Annotated in this window: 16 protein-coding genes and 1 tRNA gene; 9 read left to right on the forward strand and 8 right to left on the reverse strand. The window is 59.5% G+C overall.

All coding sequences use genetic code 11. The annotated features are described in order from the left end of the window. The first annotated feature begins 86 nt into the window (after positions 1-86). The 4 genes from HDEN_RS05270 to ku all read left to right on the forward strand — a co-directional run bounded on the left by HDEN_RS05270 (position 87) and on the right by ku (position 4,907). Complete coding sequence (locus tag HDEN_RS05270; RefSeq protein WP_245256734.1) at positions 87-1,067, forward strand: helix-turn-helix domain-containing protein; 981 nt, start codon at positions 87-89, stop codon at positions 1,065-1,067. A 226-nt stretch (positions 1,068-1,293) separates the two neighbouring features. Beyond that, complete coding sequence (locus HDEN_RS05275) at positions 1,294-3,525, forward strand: putative bifunctional diguanylate cyclase/phosphodiesterase (RefSeq protein ID WP_245256735.1); 2,232 nt, start codon at positions 1,294-1,296, stop codon at positions 3,523-3,525. 173 nt (positions 3,526-3,698) lie between these two features. Beyond that, positions 3,699-3,884, forward strand: a complete 186-nt coding sequence (locus tag HDEN_RS05280) for a hypothetical protein (RefSeq protein ID WP_150103195.1) — start codon at positions 3,699-3,701, stop codon at positions 3,882-3,884. A 123-nt stretch (positions 3,885-4,007) separates the two neighbouring features. Further along, complete coding sequence (gene ku / locus HDEN_RS05285) at positions 4,008-4,907, forward strand: non-homologous end joining protein Ku (RefSeq protein WP_013215097.1); 900 nt, start codon at positions 4,008-4,010, stop codon at positions 4,905-4,907. Between the two features lie 18 nt (positions 4,908-4,925). On the opposite strand, the gene ligD (HDEN_RS05290) is transcribed toward ku, so the two are convergent. The 3 genes from ligD (HDEN_RS05290) to HDEN_RS05300 all read right to left on the reverse strand — a co-directional run bounded on the left by ligD (HDEN_RS05290) (position 4,926) and on the right by HDEN_RS05300 (position 8,132). Further along, complete coding sequence (gene ligD / locus HDEN_RS05290) at positions 4,926-5,903, reverse strand: non-homologous end-joining DNA ligase (protein WP_150103196.1); 978 nt, start codon at positions 5,901-5,903, stop codon at positions 4,926-4,928. 101 nt (positions 5,904-6,004) lie between these two features. After that, positions 6,005-7,693: a non-homologous end-joining DNA ligase gene (gene ligD, locus HDEN_RS05295; protein ID WP_013215099.1), complete on the reverse strand. Its 1,689-nt coding sequence runs from the start codon at positions 7,691-7,693 to the stop codon at positions 6,005-6,007. A 205-nt stretch (positions 7,694-7,898) separates the two neighbouring features. After that, complete coding sequence (locus HDEN_RS05300; RefSeq protein ID WP_150103197.1) at positions 7,899-8,132, reverse strand: hypothetical protein; 234 nt, start codon at positions 8,130-8,132, stop codon at positions 7,899-7,901. Positions 8,133-8,306: 174 nt separating this feature from the next. Between HDEN_RS05300 and HDEN_RS05305 the strand changes: the two genes are divergently transcribed. Continuing rightward, positions 8,307-8,537: a hypothetical protein gene (locus HDEN_RS05305; RefSeq protein ID WP_013215101.1), complete on the forward strand. Its 231-nt coding sequence runs from the start codon at positions 8,307-8,309 to the stop codon at positions 8,535-8,537. A gap of 15 nt (positions 8,538-8,552) precedes the next feature. Here HDEN_RS05305 and HDEN_RS05310 read toward each other — a convergent pair whose 3' ends face one another. Then, positions 8,553-9,845: an NRAMP family divalent metal transporter gene (locus HDEN_RS05310; protein WP_013215102.1), complete on the reverse strand. Its 1,293-nt coding sequence runs from the start codon at positions 9,843-9,845 to the stop codon at positions 8,553-8,555. Between the two features lie 164 nt (positions 9,846-10,009). On the opposite strand from HDEN_RS05310, the gene HDEN_RS05315 reads away from it, so the two are divergent. Then, on the forward strand, positions 10,010-10,558 hold the full coding sequence (locus tag HDEN_RS05315) for a hypothetical protein (RefSeq protein ID WP_013215103.1): 549 nt from the start codon (positions 10,010-10,012) through the stop codon (positions 10,556-10,558). A gap of 83 nt (positions 10,559-10,641) precedes the next feature. On the opposite strand, the gene HDEN_RS05320 is transcribed toward HDEN_RS05315, so the two are convergent. After that, complete coding sequence (locus HDEN_RS05320; RefSeq protein WP_013215104.1) at positions 10,642-10,968, reverse strand: hypothetical protein; 327 nt, start codon at positions 10,966-10,968, stop codon at positions 10,642-10,644. 179 nt (positions 10,969-11,147) lie between these two features. Between HDEN_RS05320 and HDEN_RS05325 the strand changes: the two genes are divergently transcribed. After that, entirely contained in the window at positions 11,148-11,444 is a 297-nt protein-coding gene (locus HDEN_RS05325; RefSeq protein WP_013215105.1) for a hypothetical protein, read from the forward strand. Between the two features lie 85 nt (positions 11,445-11,529). Here HDEN_RS05325 and HDEN_RS05330 read toward each other — a convergent pair whose 3' ends face one another. Both HDEN_RS05330 and HDEN_RS05335 read right to left on the reverse strand, forming a co-directional pair. Continuing rightward, positions 11,530-11,895, reverse strand: coding sequence for a PRC-barrel domain-containing protein (locus HDEN_RS05330; RefSeq protein WP_013215106.1), 366 nt, complete (start codon positions 11,893-11,895; stop codon positions 11,530-11,532). A gap of 83 nt (positions 11,896-11,978) precedes the next feature. Then, the gene (locus HDEN_RS05335; protein ID WP_013215107.1) at positions 11,979-12,431 is read right to left on the reverse strand and encodes a PRC-barrel domain-containing protein; all 453 of its coding nucleotides are present in this window, start codon (positions 12,429-12,431) and stop codon (positions 11,979-11,981) included. 221 nt (positions 12,432-12,652) lie between these two features. Between HDEN_RS05335 and HDEN_RS05340 the strand changes: the two genes are divergently transcribed. After that, on the forward strand, positions 12,653-13,639 hold the full coding sequence (locus HDEN_RS05340) for an SDR family oxidoreductase (protein WP_013215108.1): 987 nt from the start codon (positions 12,653-12,655) through the stop codon (positions 13,637-13,639). A 76-nt stretch (positions 13,640-13,715) separates the two neighbouring features. Here the strand turns inward: HDEN_RS05340 and HDEN_RS05345 are convergent, their stop codons facing one another. Further along, entirely contained in the window at positions 13,716-14,132 is a 417-nt protein-coding gene (locus HDEN_RS05345) for a hypothetical protein (RefSeq protein ID WP_041921560.1), read from the reverse strand. Positions 14,133-14,340: 208 nt separating this feature from the next. Here HDEN_RS05345 and HDEN_RS05350 point away from each other — a divergent pair. Then, positions 14,341-14,416 (forward strand) — tRNA-Arg (locus tag HDEN_RS05350). The last annotated feature ends 237 nt before the right edge of the window (positions 14,417-14,653 follow it).

The raw sequence follows: 14,653 nt of genomic DNA on the forward strand, positions 1-14,653 counted from the left end.
AGTCCAGTGCGCGAACGGCAATCGGAAGCACTTGAGATAGGGTGTTGTGCGGGATGGAATTGCGGTCCGACTCTCACGAACTTCCGATGAGCGTGCCTGCGGGCGAGACTGCCATTATCCACGCGGCCAGCACGTCCGACATCGACGAGCAAGCGGCTCTGCTGCGTGGCTGGAACCAGACCTACGAACAGATTTCAGCTGGGCGCTTCAATGGCTCGTTTCTCGAAACGCAAATTGACTGCGTTCAATTGTTTCGCGAAGTCACCAGCAATTCCTTGCAGCAGACGGGTGCACTTCCTGAGGGGACGATCGCCGTCGGCGCGCCGCTGTCGCTGCATGGCAGCGCCACCTTTTGCGGGCGGTCTTGCAATGGCCAGCAACTGCACGTGTTCTCGGGCAAGGATCAATTCGAATTCTTCTCGCCGCGGGGATTGGACATCGTCGGATTCGTGCTGGACGAAAGCGATCTGCGTAGCGCCCTGACACATGACGAACTCGAGGACGTCATGCCGTCGCTCGCAATACCGCATCTGCGGTTCGCGGATATCGCCGCGCTCAATCGCATGCGCTCCATTTTTCTCGATGTCTGCGAGATCCTGGCGGAGCCTGATGCTTCGGCTCGAGACCGGGTGCGGCTATCGTCGATGTCACGCGATCTGATCGCAGCGATCGTCAGCGGTCTGGCGCACGGCTATGGCGACCGGTTCGACGTTCCGCAGGCAAGGCGGGCGCTGATCGTCCGCGATGCGCGTGACCTGATTTCGGAATGGTCGCAGGATTTGAAAGGGATCGCCGATCTCTGTCGTGAATTGGGTGTCAGCCGGCGGGCGCTGCAGCAGTCGTTTCAGGACACGCTCGGCGTGAAGCCATCAGTTTATATGCGGGCCGTTCGCATGAACGGCGCGCGCCGCGCGATCAAGACGGAAAGCTCGGTCGCGGAGGCGGCGACTCTCTGGGGCTTCTGGCATTTCGGCCGCTTCGCGCGCGACTACAACATGATGTTCGGGGAACTGCCCTCCGAAGCGTTCCGCCGTTACCACGGTGTCGCTGAGCAGGCGCATCGGTAAAACGAACGGCGCGCGACGGCCACTTAATGTGCGGTGCGCAAAAACGCTGATCCATATCAAATCGTAAGGCGATGTTTTGATCGTGCGACGCAATAGCGCTTCGCAAGCGCGAAATGATGCGTCTGTTCGCCGTCCGTTTAGCATTTTGACTTACGCTGTGGAGGTTCCGAAATTGAATTAAGAAGCGTGCATAAGCATGACGAGTTGGAATATCGCTAAATATGTAATGAGCCCACGCATTTGGGCGGTTGCTGGATTCGGCGTCGCGCAAGGCGTGCTGGTCTACGTGTTAACGGACGTCTCCATTTGGGCCGCTGCAACGGCTGCAGTTCTTTCCTCATTTGCGATCACGATTGCGGGCGCCGCGGTTTTTACGTCGAACCGGCAGCTCCGCGTCGGGCATTTGGAGCCCCACGACGCGTCCATCGAAGAATTCTTTTACGTGCTGAAGTGGAACGTGGCCGGCCAGCTCGTTGACGCGAACGAGAGGTATCTCGAGCGCATCGGCTACACGCTCGAAGAGCTGCGCAAGCTGCCACGGCATCAGATCGACGACGAAAATGCCTCGCTCTCAGAGATGTGGCCACTGGTCCGCGCGGGAAAGTCCTGGAGCGGCGAGTTCTGCGATCAGGCCAAGGACGGATCGCTGGTGTGGATGAGCGCGATCGTCGTGCCAGTGCGCGATGCAGAAGGCGTCCTGCAATCGTTGACGACAGTAGGTGTCGACGTCAGCGACAAGCGCCGCGCGCAGCAAGCGCTCAAGGAGGCAAACTCCCGGCTGCAGGCCTTCGTCAAGCATGCGCCAGCGGCGGTTGCGATGTTCGACAGCGACATGCGCTACGTCGCCTACACGGATCGCTGGCTCGCGGATTATAGTCTTGGAACCGCCGATCTCACCGGACGCTGTCACTACGACGTGTTCCCTGAAATTCCGGAGCATTGGAAGCGCAAGCATCAGCGCATCCTCGCAGGCGCAATGGAGCGCTGCGAGGAAGAGAAATTCATCAGGGCCGACGGCCACGAAAACATCATTCGCTGGGAAGTCCGTCCCTGGTATCTGCCCGATCAGAGCATCGGCGGCATGATGATGATGACGGAGGAGGTTTCGGAGCGGAACAAGATCCGCGATGAGCTGTGGCGGCTCGCGAACCTCGACGTCCTGACGTCGCTGCCGAACCGGCTGTCGTTCAACGAACTGCTGTTCAACGAAATACAGTTCGCGCAATTGACCAGCGCGTCGTTTGCTGTCGCGCTTCTCGATATCGATCGGCTGAAAGAGGTGAACGACACGCTCGGCCACGACGTCGGCGATCAGATGCTGAAGCAATTGGCGGCGCGGATGAAGGACGCGTTGGGCGGGATCGGAAAGATCGCGCGCTTGGGCGGCGATGAGTTTGCCGTCCTGATACGAGGGCAGGACAAGGAAATCGCTGCAGCCTTCGACGTCATTCATGAAGCATTGGAAAAACCGCTCGCGATCGGCGGCACGCGCCGAATCTGCACGATCAGCGTCGGCGTCACCAAGTTTCCGCAAGACGCAACGACGGCAGGCGAGCTTCTGAAAAGCGCCGATCTTGCGCTGTATCGCGCCAAATCCGATGGGCGCGATCGCGTCGTCCATTTCGTTCCCGACATGCGGCGCGCGTTGCGCAGACGCGTGGAATTGCAACAGGAAGCGCGTCACGGCCTCGAATCCGGTCAGTTCATCCTGCACTTCCAGCCGATCATCGCTGCCGATCCCAAGCGTCCGGTATCGTTCGAAGCCCTGCTGCGCTGGAAGCATCCGGTGGAAGGCCTGTTGACGCCAGGGCTTTTCGAGGAAGTGCTCGACGACCCGCGATTGGCTTCCTCCGTCGGCAGCTACGTCATCGAGATGGCGATACGGCAAGCGGCGACATGGATGGCGCAAGGCAAGGAGTTCGGGCGCATCGCCGTCAACGTCCTGTCGGCGGATTTCACGATCGGCTGTCTTGCGACGCGGCTTCAGGCGACGCTGGCGCGTTATCATGTGCCGGCGAGCAAGCTCTGCATCGAGGTTACCGAACGGGTCTTCCTCGGCGGCGGCGTCACGAACATCGCGGATGCGATGCATCGCATCAACGCGCTGGGCGTCGAAGTCGCGCTCGACGATTTCGGGACCGGCTACGCGTCGCTGACGCATCTCAAGGCGTTCCCGATCGACCGCTTGAAAATCGATCGCTCGTTCGTTCAGGACATGCACGAGAACCACGAAAGTTTGTCGATCGTGAAGGCCATCGTTCAGCTCGGACAGAGCCTCGGACTGCGCGTCACCGCCGAAGGTGTCGAAAAGTACGAGCAGTTCGTGCTGTTGCAGAGCATGGGTTGCGGCAGCTTCCAAGGCTACTATTTCTCGCCGCCGCGCGGGGCGGAAGATCTTGTCAACTTCGACGCCGGCGACCTGTCCGAACGCCGGCCCGCGGCTCGTGCCGTCGGCTGACACCGGCATCGTCAGTCGAGGCAGGCATCGGGCGTGGCTGGAGGTGAAAAAAAGCTGGAGTACGCCAGAATTGTCAATTTCTCCGGCTGCCCGTTCGGCTACAACTTCCGTTCGGGCCCGGCCGATGGTCGCGCGGGGGCCGGAAGCGATCATAGAGCCTGGCGATGAAGTGGATGCTCGTCGAACGTAAGCCCGATGTCATTTATTCCGGCGGCACGGAAATCTATCTGGGCAAGGGCAACAGCGGCGTCCCGGACGTGGATGACGCGATGACGTTTGCAACGAGGCAAGAGGCCGAGGAGCATCGGCGTACGCTGACCAACCGCTATCACTGGGTGGCGATCACGGAGCCGAAATAACCAACCGGAACAGCGTTAAGCGGAACTGTTGCCCGCATCGCGGCGTTCTTCGGCGTAAACGGGGGATTTCGCGCGTTTCTGCGCTATAATCCTCCCATTGTATTGCGTCCCAGGGAGTAAATCATGGCCACCGCGCGGTCGTTCTGGAAGGGGCATCTCCGCCTGGCTCTTGTCACCATTCCGATCCGGCTCGTCAGCGCGACCTCTTCCGAGGACAAGATCGCGCTGCACCAGGTCGATCGTAAATCGAAACAGCGTATCCGCTATCAGAAGGTGGCGGGAGAGACCGGCAAGGTCGTGCCGCAATCCGACATCGTGCAAGGCTATGAGCTCGATGACGGCAGTTATGTGCTGTTCGAGCCGGACGAGCTCGACAAGCTCAAGCTCTCGACGCGGCACACGATCGAGCTGACGGAATTCGTCGATGCGTGCTCCATCGATCCGCTGTACTTCGATAATCCGTATTACGTGCTTCCTGACGGCGACGTCGCGGAGGAAGGCTATCGCATCATCCGCGATGCGCTGAAGGAGTCGAAGAAATTCGGCGTCGGACAGCTGACGATGCGCGGACGCGAGAATCTGATCGCGATGAAGCCGAGCGGCGATGGTTTGATGATCGAGACGCTGCGGTACGCCAACGAAGTGCGCGATGCCGACGACGTCTTTTCCGAAATCAGCAACGGCAAGCTTCGGCCGGAGCTGATCGAAATGGCGAAGCAACTCATTAAGGAACGCACGCGCAAATTCGAACCCGGCGATTTCAAGAACCATTATGCCGAGGCGCTTCGCAATCTCGTCAAGGAGAAGGTCGAGGGCGGAGAGTCGACGGAAGTCGGCGGCGGAGACGAGCGCCCGGTCGGCGGCACGGTCATCGACTTCATGGATGCGCTGCGCCGCTCGACCGGTAAGGCTCCGGCGAAGAGCGGGCGACCTTCGGCTAAAACAGCGGCTTCGCAGCAGAAACGCGAGCCGGCAAAGCGCAGCAAGCCGAAACCGAAATCCAAAACTCGCGCGCGCGGATGATCAGGCAGGCGCGGCGGATCAGATTTTCGGAGACTTGACGACAGGGCGGCGGACATCGACGGCGGGCTTGTCCTCGCGCAAGCCTTTGAAAGCCGCGTGGCGCAGCAGGTTGTCGCCGGTCCAGGCGCGATATTCGATTTGCGCGACGAGCACGGGCTGGACCCAGACGACGCCCTTCCGCTGAAGCCCGGTCAAACTGGAAGCAAAGGACGGCGTGGCAATTGCGAGCGGCTTCAGTTCCTTCATCAGATCGGCGGCTGACTTTTGGGAAAAGCCGGTTCCGACGCGTCCGGCGTACACCAGGCGCTTGCGGTCGAAATAGCCGACGACCAGTGCGCCGACGGCATTCGCCGAGACATTCGAGACGACGTATCCGATGACGACGAATTCATCGACTTCGATGCACTTGCTCTTCAGCCAGTCGTCGTGACGGCCTGAGCGATACGGTCTGCTGGCGCGTTTGGAGACGAGTCCTTCGAGGCCGAGACGGCATGCTTCGCTCAGCATGCGCGCGGCGTCGCCGGTCAGATGTTCGCTATAGCGAATGCCAGGTACTTGGCGGCGCATCAGCATTTGCCGAAGCAGATCTTTCCGTTCGATCAGAGGAGTGGGCATCAGATTGAAGCCGTCGAGATGCAGAAGATCGAAACACTGAAAAGCGAAGCGTCCCGAATCTCCGCTCTTCAGCGCTGAGGCGAGTTCTGAGAAGTTCGAATGTCCGGAGCTGTCTTCGACGACGAGTTCGCCGTCGATCAGCGCCTTGCCGCGATGGACTTTGAGCAACCATTCGGGAAGCGCACCGAAACGGTCGGTCCAATCCAGTCCGCTGCGCGTGATGAGCCGAACGTCGCCGCCGTCGATGCGGGCCTGAATGCGATAGCCGTCGAATTTGATCTCGTGCACCCAATCGTCGCCTTCGGGCGGCGCCGCGACGAGCGTCGCAAGACAGGGATCGACGAAGTCGGGAAGCGTGCTTTTGACGGCAGCGACGGGCATTTTGGGCGTTCGCGTACCGTTGCGAGACGCTGCGGTCGGTTTCGTCGTTGCAGCCCGCGTTCGTGCTCCGATGGTCGTCCTGTCGCGCGCCACCAGACGGCTCACTTGCCGAGCAGCGATTTGATCGCAGCTCCGAGCGGACGGCAAGAGTCGCAATAGTCGTTCCATGCTTTGGATTTGGCGAGCAGATCAGGAACCGTGTGCACGGTGAAGCGCGCTGGATCTAAGCCTTTGCGAACCTGGCTCCAGGTGAGCGGCATGGAGACAGTCGCACCCGGCCGCGCACGCGGCGACAACGGCGCGACCGCCGTCGCCATCCGATCGTTGCGCAAGTAGTCGAGGAAGATCCGGCCTGTGCGCAGCTTCTTCGTCATCTTGATCAGATACGACTTCGGATCGTCGGCCGCCATCTGCTGGCAGAGCGCGCCGGCGAACGTCTTCGCTTCGTTCCAGCCGATGCCGTCACCGCGGCGCGGCTTCAACGGCGTCACGACATGCAGACCCTTGCCGCCGGTCGTCTTGCAAAAGGGCACAAGGCCGATCGCCTGCAAGCGCTCGCGCAATTCGTTGGCGGCATCGACGACACGATCAAAAGGAACGTCCGGCGCCGGGTCGAGATCGAACACCAGGCGGCCCGGCACATCCGGTTCGAGTGGTTCGCAATTCCAAGGATGGAATTCGAGCGCTGCAATCTGCCCGAGCGCCACGAGCGCTTCGACGCTGTTGACTTCGATATAGGGTTCGCGATCGCCGGAAATGCGGACGAGGTCGATCTCGGAGGACATGCCGCGCATCGCATGGCGCTGAAAGAACGTTTCCCCGTCGATGCCGTCGGGCGCGCGGATGACGGAGCACGGCCTGCCCTTGATGTGTTCGAGCATCCAAGGTCCGACCGCCTCGAGATAATGCGCGAGGTCGAGCTTCGAAACCGCGGCGCCGGTATTCGCTGGCCACAACTTTTTATCGGGGTTCGAGATCGTGATTCCGCAGACGGTGTTCGGGCCGCCGTCATTACTCTTTGCCGAGCGCTGGCTTGCCGGGCGATTGTCGGCCTTCGTTGTTTTTTTGACCAGAACGCGGCGCAACGGCACCGGTTTTTTCTCGTCTTCCTTCGCTTGGCCGTCGGCGCGGTTCGAATTCCAAATGGCGTCCGGCTTGGCGGCGTGACGGCGTTTCGAGATGAAGGGCTCGGGGCCTTTGCCGCGCCCGGCAGCGATATCGGTCATCGACCGGCCGGACGCAACGGAGCGATCCTTTTCCAGAATGCTGTCATCGTCGCCGGGCTTCGCGATTTGATCTCGATGCTTGATCAGGAGCCAGTTCGTTCGCTTGTTGCCGGCGCGGTCGTTCTTGATGCGGACCAGAACCCAGCTTCCTTCGAGCTTATCGCCGACGAGCACGAATTTCAGATCGCCCTTGCGCAATTGCTGCTCGGGTGTTTCGTCGCCAAGCGGCGCCCAGAAGCCGCGATCCCAGAGCATGACGGTACCGCCGCCGTATTGTCCTTTTGGGATCGTCCCCTCGAAGTCCCCGTAATCGAGAGGATGATCCTCGACCTCGACGGCGAGGCGTTTGACTTTCGGATCGAGTGACGGCCCCTTGGTCACGGCCCAGGATTTGAACACGCCATCGAGTTCAAGCCGCAGGTCATAGTGCAAGCGGGTTGCGTCGTGCTTCTGGATGACGAAGCGGAGATGCTTGGCGGGGCGGACCGATTTCGCGCCGCTGGGTTCGGCTGTCTTGGTGAAATCGCGTTTGGCGCGATATTCGGAAAGCTGCTTCGACGCCATCCCTCAGTCTCCGCGAAAAGTTTCGAGAGCTTAGCTGCGGCTTGCGCCTGCCGCCAGCGGATGCCGCAAACATAAAGAAAAAAGCCGCCGGGGAGTCATGGAGGCTCCCGGACGGCCCAGCACCTTTCGGCGCCTGACACACGTTGGTACATGCGTCTGGTTTAAGAACGACAAAATGAGGAAGAAAGTTCCCGCCCGATTTCGGCTACGCGCGAGCCCAGTCGGACTCACCAGCTCTCATCACCGAGGCTTTGAGTTCATCGCGGTCGGCGCCGCTGTTTGCGAGAGCTGCGAGAACGTGGCGGGCCATGCGTTCGCGCAAGATGTCAGCCCCGGGGCCTTTGCGAACGTCGCCCGGAACCGAGTTCCAGACTTCGCTGAGGATACTTTCGGCGCGGTCGAGTTCTTCCGGTCCGAACACATTAAACCCTGAGGACATGTTGCTCACTGACTCTACCTTCAGCTCGACGGCATACTGCATCTCAGTAGGGGAAACCATCCGCGAAATACCAAATCCGAGGTTAATGCAATGAGGGAACATTCTACAACAAATGCCGTTTTGATGTCGAATGAGTAAGTAACGCTAGTCGCAGGCGCGGGAAGGGAAGAGGCTATGGGCGGATTGTCTCGCGAAACGCGCATCCAGCTCATGCTGAGCGACGAGGAATTGGCGGCCATCGACAATTGGCGGTTTCAACAGCGCATGCCGAGCCGCGCGGCTGCGATACGTCAGTTGTTGAATGTCGGCCTTCGCATCAAGCAGCTGGAAGGAGCCGTGAAGCCTTTGAGATCGCAGGATTACGGGCTGCTGACTTCGGATGATGGCGATGGCGACAAAGGCTGAGATCGGCGTCGCTTGTTAGAGCATTCCAACAAACATAGCGACGCTCGCGAGCGCCATTACGGCGGCGGTCGCCCAGCCGAGGTAGCTCAGCCAGCCGTGAACCGTAAATTGACCCATGACGTTCTTATTTCCAGCCATCAGCATCATGATCGCGATGATGGGGACGGCCGCGAGACCATTGATCACGGCGCTGTAGTATAGCGCTTTGATAGGGTTCAATCCCGAAAAGTTGATCGCAATGCCGACGAGCGTTGCAAGAGCGATCATACCGTAGAACGCTTTGCCTTCCGTCGGTTTCAACGACAGTCCGACTTTCCACTTGAGCGCTTCGCCGAACGCATAAGCGGCGGAGCCTGCGAGAACGGGAATTGAAAGCATCCCAGTTCCGATGATGCCGAGCGCGAACAGGTCGAACGCGAACGCGCCGCCGATCGGCTTCAATGCCGATGCCGCCTGTGCAGAGCTTTCGATGTCCGTGATGCCGGCCGGGTGAAGCGTCGCTCCGACGGTAACGATGATCGCGATCGCGACGATGTTCGAGAACGCCATGCCAACGAGGGTATCGATCCTTATGCGATGTTCGGCGGACGGAGCCTGGCGAGGGCTCGTCAGAAGCGGTTCGCGTTTGGGGATTTCATGAATGTCTTCGACCTCCTGCGAGGCCTGCCAGAAAAACAGATAGGGGCTGATCGTCGTGCCGAGGATTGCGACGACGGTTTGCCAGTAGTTGCCGTCGGTCGAGAGCTTCGGCACCAGCAGGCCGGAGATGACGCCGGTCCACGGGATGTCGATCGCGAACATTGTTGCGATGTAGGAGAAGAGCGCGAGCGTCAGCCATTTCAGTACGGCGACGTAGCGCGTGTACTTCATGAAGACTTCCATCAGAGTGCAAAGAACGCCAAATGCTATGACGTAGATCAGTCGCGGGCCGCCTGCGAGCAACGCAACGGCGTCACCCATCGCTCCGAGATTGGCGCCGATGTTGATGATGTTAGCCATAAACAAAAGGCCGACGAGACCGAACACGACGACTGGCGGATAATTGGGAATGATATTGGCCGCGAGGCCCTTGCCAGTGGTTCTGCCGATGCGGGCGCTGATTTCCTGCACGGCTGCCATCAACGGATAGGCAAGGACCATCGTCCATAACAGCCCGAAGCCGAACAGTGCTCCAGCCTGCGAATACGTCGCGATGCCGCTCGGATCGTCGTCCGAGGCGCCCGTGATGAGGCCGGGCCCTAAAACTTTGAAGAGACGTGGTTTACTGGGGCCGACGGCGGGGCTTTGCTCAAAGTCCTGGGCTGCCATAGGAGTTATCGATTTATGAAAGCGCCAGACTACAACGCGCCTTAATCCGCGCTGTTCCAATTCCGTCGCTCATTCGGGCGAAGCAGCAATGCAGGAACTGAGCGTTGATATTTTCGGTTTGTTGAATACGTGCACGACGGAAATCCAGCTAGGAGCCTAAAGCAATGATCAGAAAATTCGTAATAGCCTCGGGAGCGGTTCTGCTCCTGGCGCTGGGCGGCGCTGTCGCCGAGGCAAGGCCTCAGGGTGGCGGTGGCGGCGGTCCGAGCGTCGGCGGGTTTGGCGGCGGCGGTGGTGGTGGCCGCAGTTTCGGTGGCGGTGGTCGCAGCTTCGGCGGCGGTGGCTTTGCCGGAAACCGCGGGTTTAGCGGCAATCGCGGTTTCAGCGGAAATCGTGCATTCAGCGGTCCGCGTTCGGGCGGTTTCCGTGGCGGCAACTTCAACCGGCGATCGTTTACGCCCGGCCGCAACTTCGGTGACGGTCGCGGTATGCGCGGCCGGGACTTCGCGCGCCACGGGAATTGGGGCGGGCGCAATCACGGTCGTTGGCGGCATCATCGCGGCCGGCGCATCTTCATCGGAGCGCCCTACTTCTACGACTACGGTTATTACAACGACGGTTATTACGGTAGCGATTGCGGCTGGCTGTATCGGCGAGCGATCACGACCGGAAGCCCGTATTGGTGGCGGCGTTATGAGCAATGCACGTACTAAAAGCGTGTCGTGTAGCAGGCTGAAATAAAAAGGATCCGAGCGCTCGCTCGGATCCTTTCTTTTTGCGGCGTGTGTTCCGCGAATTACGGACTGGACGTTCCGGTGCCTGGCGGCGAAGTCGAAACGCGCGCGCCAGGGTTCGAGCCAGCGGCTGGATCCGATGGCGTGCCGGTCGACGGACCTGGCTGCACATTCTGATTGGTGTTCGGATCAGCCGGAATGCCGGCCGGAGACGTCACGCCAGATTCACCCGAGCTCACGCCTTCGCTGGAAGGCGCTGTCGTTGACGGAGTCTCCGATGGCGCCATCGACGGCGGCCGCTGAACGGTATCGTTGCTTTGAGCCATCGCGCCAGCGCAGCCAAGAGCCGACAACGAAGCTGCTAAAGCTGCAATTTTCAGAACATTCATTCATCTTCTCCTTTTCTTGCTGTCCAGGTCGGAAAACCCGGCCTTGCAAGTCTTTGTTCCAGAGAAGTGGCGAGGTCTTTCGACGCTCTCGCGCACGGAGCGGCGGAGGTGCTGGCCGGAACCGCGGTTTATTCGCACGCGTTTTACGAGAGTGAAATTTATTCGCCAGGATCATTGCGATGAAGACGGAGTCGGTCACTCTGACGAAGCAGGAACTCGCCGATGCGATCACGAGTCCGGTTTCGGTATTCGATTTTCCGCTCGAAGTGGTCGCGTGTCCCGGGCTGTCGTGGGATCAGAAGATCGAAATCCTGAAGCGCTGGGAACTGGACGCGCGCGCGCTTCAACGCGCCACCGATGAAAATATGGGCGGCGAGGAGCCAAACCTGCTCGATGAAGTCAATCGAGCCTTGATGATGCTCGATCCGGAAAATTCCGTTCACGATGGTTTCGGGTCGGCTCCGACGAAGGTTTGACGACGTCGCAAAAGGAAAGGACATCCGCAAGCTGAAGCTCGCGAATGCCCGATCGACGTGTATTTTTCGTCAGTCAGTCAGTCAGTCAGTTGGTACGCGTTTCGAGGTCCCAGTAGCTTGGCGCGCCGTAGTTGGTGTGCAACCGCTGCTCGAAATCGCGACTGCGCAAAGACGTTGGATCGAGATCGGGCGAGGATTTCAACTGCTCCTCGGTGACGCCTGTCACGTAGCCGTTGAGTTCCTGATCCCACTTCAGCGACGTCCAGGGAATAACGTAGCTGCTCTTGCCGAGTCCGAGGAAGCCGCCGAAGCTCAAGACGGCATAACGTACTTTGCCCGATACCGTGTCGACGATCAAATCGTCGACTTCGCCGATCGACTCGCGCGAAGCGCCATAAACGGATGTTCCCGGCACCTTGCTGGTCTCGAGCATTGTCATTTCAGGGTTCATTACTGTCTCCATCTATGTTCGTTTGAGACTGCTGTCTGTGCGCGGATACGAAATCCGCGCACAGACGTTCGAGATGCCATCAATCAGGTATTGGTCTTGCTCCACGACGGCGCGCTCTTCAAAGCGTCTTTGGTCGTGTCGAGCGTGATGACGCTGTTGCCGTTGGTGTCGCGGCCGATCTTCAGCGACTTGAACTGCACGGCGACCTGATGCTCGCCCATACCGAGGAATCCGCCGACGCCAATCACGGCAGCCGCGGCGGAGCCATCGCTCGCGAGAATAATCTCGTTGATGTCGCCGATGGATTCGCCGGCTTTATTCTGCACCTTCGAACCGATCAGCTTGCTCGTGCGCCATTCGCCCTGCTGCGTGGAATACCATTGCGGAGCCATCGCATCGCCCGTTGCTCTTACCGACGGTGTCGTGGTCGTAGTTGCAGACGGCGCGGTCGAAGGAGCGGGTGTCGTTGTTTGCGCGTATGCGACCGTCGCGAAAGCCGGAATGGCAGCTGCTGTCAAAAGAGCTTTGAAGTTCATTAGATCAACCTCCTTGTGCGAAGGACTGAGCCTCTGGCCGAACACCGCATTCGTCCGATCGCGCAGCCTTTATGGTGTGCGATCCAACGTCTTGCTGATCCGGCGGTTCCTCAAAAAGCGCAGGAACTGTGCAGCGCGCGGACAGTTCATCAATGACTTCCGTATGCTTTCACGCGCCTCTCGGCGCGCACGCTGATGTTTGTTCAAGAGGACTTCCTTCGATGGCTTCAAAACCAAAACAAGCGAAAGAAACTGCCGAAGAGGGGCGGCGCGTGCAGGCCGGTGTGGATGTCGTCGACGAGAAGTCATCGTCGTCGAAATCGGAGAGCGCGAAAGCGCCGATGCAGGCAGGCGTGAGGGAATATCCTTCGAAGTTTCCCGCGCAGCATCAGAGGAAATCCGGAAGCGAGGAACTGCTCGAGCCGAAGCCTATGTTCGAAGCACCGGGTTACAAGGGTTCGCAGAAGCTCAAAAATATGGTCGCGCTGATTACGGGCGGCGACTCCGGGATTGGACGCGCCGTTGCCGTGCTTTTCGCGCGGGAAGGCGCCGACGTTGGCATCTGCTTCCTGGAAGAGAAGGACGATGCGGCGGTCACGAAGGCTGCGGTCGAGAAGGAAGGCGCGCGCTGCATCTTGATCCAGGGCGACGTTTCGAATTCGGATTTCTGCAAGGCGGCGGTCGAGAAAACCGTCGCGGACTTCGGCAAGCTCGATGTGCTCGTCAATAACGCTGCTTTTCAGGAACACACGTCCGACATCATGGATCTCACCGACGAGCATTTCGATCGCACGCTGAAGACCAATCTCTACGGCTATTTCTACATGGCGCGCGCCGCTATCCCGCACATCAAGCCGGGCGGATCGATCGTGATGACCGGCTCTGTCACGGGTATCGAAGGCAGCAAGGAACTGCTCGACTATTCGATGACCAAGGGCGGCATCCATGCGTTTACGCGGTCGCTGTCGTCGCAACTCATCGACAAAGGTATCCGGGTCAATGCCGTGGCGCCGGGACCTGTCTGGACGCCGCTCAATCCAGCGGACCGGCCAGCGGAAGATGTCGCGAAATTTGGCACGACCTCGGCCATGCATCGAGCGGCTCAGCCCGAGGAAATCGCGCCCGCCTTCGTGTTCATGGCCGCGCCCTGTTGTTCGAGTTACATCACGGGCGAGATCCTGCCGGTGATCGGCGGGTATGGCGCGTAAGGTCGGACGCAAAAAAAGCGCCGACCTGTCAGACCGGCGCTCGAAATTCTATTGGACTATCGTCACCGTGGAAAATTCAACGGTTGGCACTTCGCAGCGATCTCAGCGTCCGCGCCCGATAACGGAAGCGCCGATCGAGAACATCCTGATGCAGACGGAGTTCGTCGGTCGCTTTGACATGCAATCTTTTCGACAAACGGCGGAGACATCCGCGCTCGCACATCAAGCCGCGGGTTGGGCGGCCTTCTTCGGCGGCGTCATCCCATGCTTCGTAGAGCACAGTGCCGGCAGCTGCGACGCCGCCGTAGACGAGCGCCGACGCCGAATGGGTCGGACCGTGCGCATGTGAAATGAAGGCGAGAAGGGAAGAGCACGCGGAATGCGCTTCTCCCAGAAATTTCCGGACAGCGGCTGCACCGCTGAATATGGCGTCGAGGTGATTTCGGATATGCACAGTGCTTGCATTTCCGATTTGACGATCAACGTAGGTCATCAGGTTCGCATTCCCTGAGTAGAAGTTTGCACACCAACTCCCCAAATGTTCCCAACTCTGTGCGGCGCGCCGAAGTTCCGATATCGGAGTTAAAAATTTTTCGTATTAACCAGGCGCCGATCCCTGACTGACATCTGGGCGCGTGTGGGGTGTCGACAACTCTGGTCCCAGCCGATAAGAAATCGCCTAGCGACTCGCGTCGCGCTGCGGTCCCGTAGTTCAATGGATAGAGCGTCGGAATTCGACTCCGAAGGTTGCAGGTTCGACCCCTGCCGGGATCGCCAACTCGCCGATTCTCATGACACGGTCATAAAGGGTTAAGCAGCGGCGCCGTTTTTACGGCGCGGTTGTGGTCGTGACGCAAAAACGCCCTATATTGAACGAGCCAATTTTCATCGTGATTGAAGAGAGTGGGTTTCGTGGTGCGTCCGACCTTCAAAGCCATGTTTTGGCTCCTTTCAGTATTGTCCGTCTCACTTCCGGTAACCGCGTCGCGGAGCTTCGCGGACGATCGGAGCATG

Origin of the sequence: Hyphomicrobium denitrificans ATCC 51888, from assembly GCF_000143145.1 — a bacterium.
Lineage (GTDB): Bacteria > Pseudomonadota > Alphaproteobacteria > Rhizobiales > Hyphomicrobiaceae > Hyphomicrobium_B > Hyphomicrobium_B denitrificans.

What these genes read in the sequence shown, in the direction of transcription:
- HDEN_RS05270 (WP_245256734.1), top strand. Translation starts at nt 87, where the DNA reads ATGAGCGTGCCTGCGGGCGAGACTGCCATTATCCACGCGGCCAGCACG.
- HDEN_RS05275 (WP_245256735.1), top strand. Translation starts at nt 1,294, where the DNA reads ATGAGCCCACGCATTTGGGCGGTTGCTGGATTCGGCGTCGCGCAAGGC.
- HDEN_RS05280 (WP_150103195.1), top strand. Translation starts at nt 3,699, where the DNA reads ATGCTCGTCGAACGTAAGCCCGATGTCATTTATTCCGGCGGCACGGAA.
- ku (WP_013215097.1), top strand. Translation starts at nt 4,008, where the DNA reads ATGGCCACCGCGCGGTCGTTCTGGAAGGGGCATCTCCGCCTGGCTCTT.
- ligD (WP_150103196.1), bottom strand. Translation starts at nt 5,903, where the DNA reads ATGCCCGTCGCTGCCGTCAAAAGCACGCTTCCCGACTTCGTCGATCCC.
- ligD (WP_013215099.1), bottom strand. Translation starts at nt 7,693, where the DNA reads ATGGCGTCGAAGCAGCTTTCCGAATATCGCGCCAAACGCGATTTCACC.
- HDEN_RS05300 (WP_150103197.1), bottom strand. Translation starts at nt 8,132, where the DNA reads ATGTCCTCAGGGTTTAATGTGTTCGGACCGGAAGAACTCGACCGCGCC.
- HDEN_RS05305 (WP_013215101.1), top strand. Translation starts at nt 8,307, where the DNA reads ATGGGCGGATTGTCTCGCGAAACGCGCATCCAGCTCATGCTGAGCGAC.
- HDEN_RS05310 (WP_013215102.1), bottom strand. Translation starts at nt 9,845, where the DNA reads ATGGCAGCCCAGGACTTTGAGCAAAGCCCCGCCGTCGGCCCCAGTAAA.
- HDEN_RS05315 (WP_013215103.1), top strand. Translation starts at nt 10,010, where the DNA reads ATGATCAGAAAATTCGTAATAGCCTCGGGAGCGGTTCTGCTCCTGGCG.
- HDEN_RS05320 (WP_013215104.1), bottom strand. Translation starts at nt 10,968, where the DNA reads ATGAATGTTCTGAAAATTGCAGCTTTAGCAGCTTCGTTGTCGGCTCTT.
- HDEN_RS05325 (WP_013215105.1), top strand. Translation starts at nt 11,148, where the DNA reads ATGAAGACGGAGTCGGTCACTCTGACGAAGCAGGAACTCGCCGATGCG.
- HDEN_RS05330 (WP_013215106.1), bottom strand. Translation starts at nt 11,895, where the DNA reads ATGAACCCTGAAATGACAATGCTCGAGACCAGCAAGGTGCCGGGAACA.
- HDEN_RS05335 (WP_013215107.1), bottom strand. Translation starts at nt 12,431, where the DNA reads ATGAACTTCAAAGCTCTTTTGACAGCAGCTGCCATTCCGGCTTTCGCG.
- HDEN_RS05340 (WP_013215108.1), top strand. Translation starts at nt 12,653, where the DNA reads ATGGCTTCAAAACCAAAACAAGCGAAAGAAACTGCCGAAGAGGGGCGG.
- HDEN_RS05345 (WP_041921560.1), bottom strand. Translation starts at nt 14,132, where the DNA reads ATGACCTACGTTGATCGTCAAATCGGAAATGCAAGCACTGTGCATATC.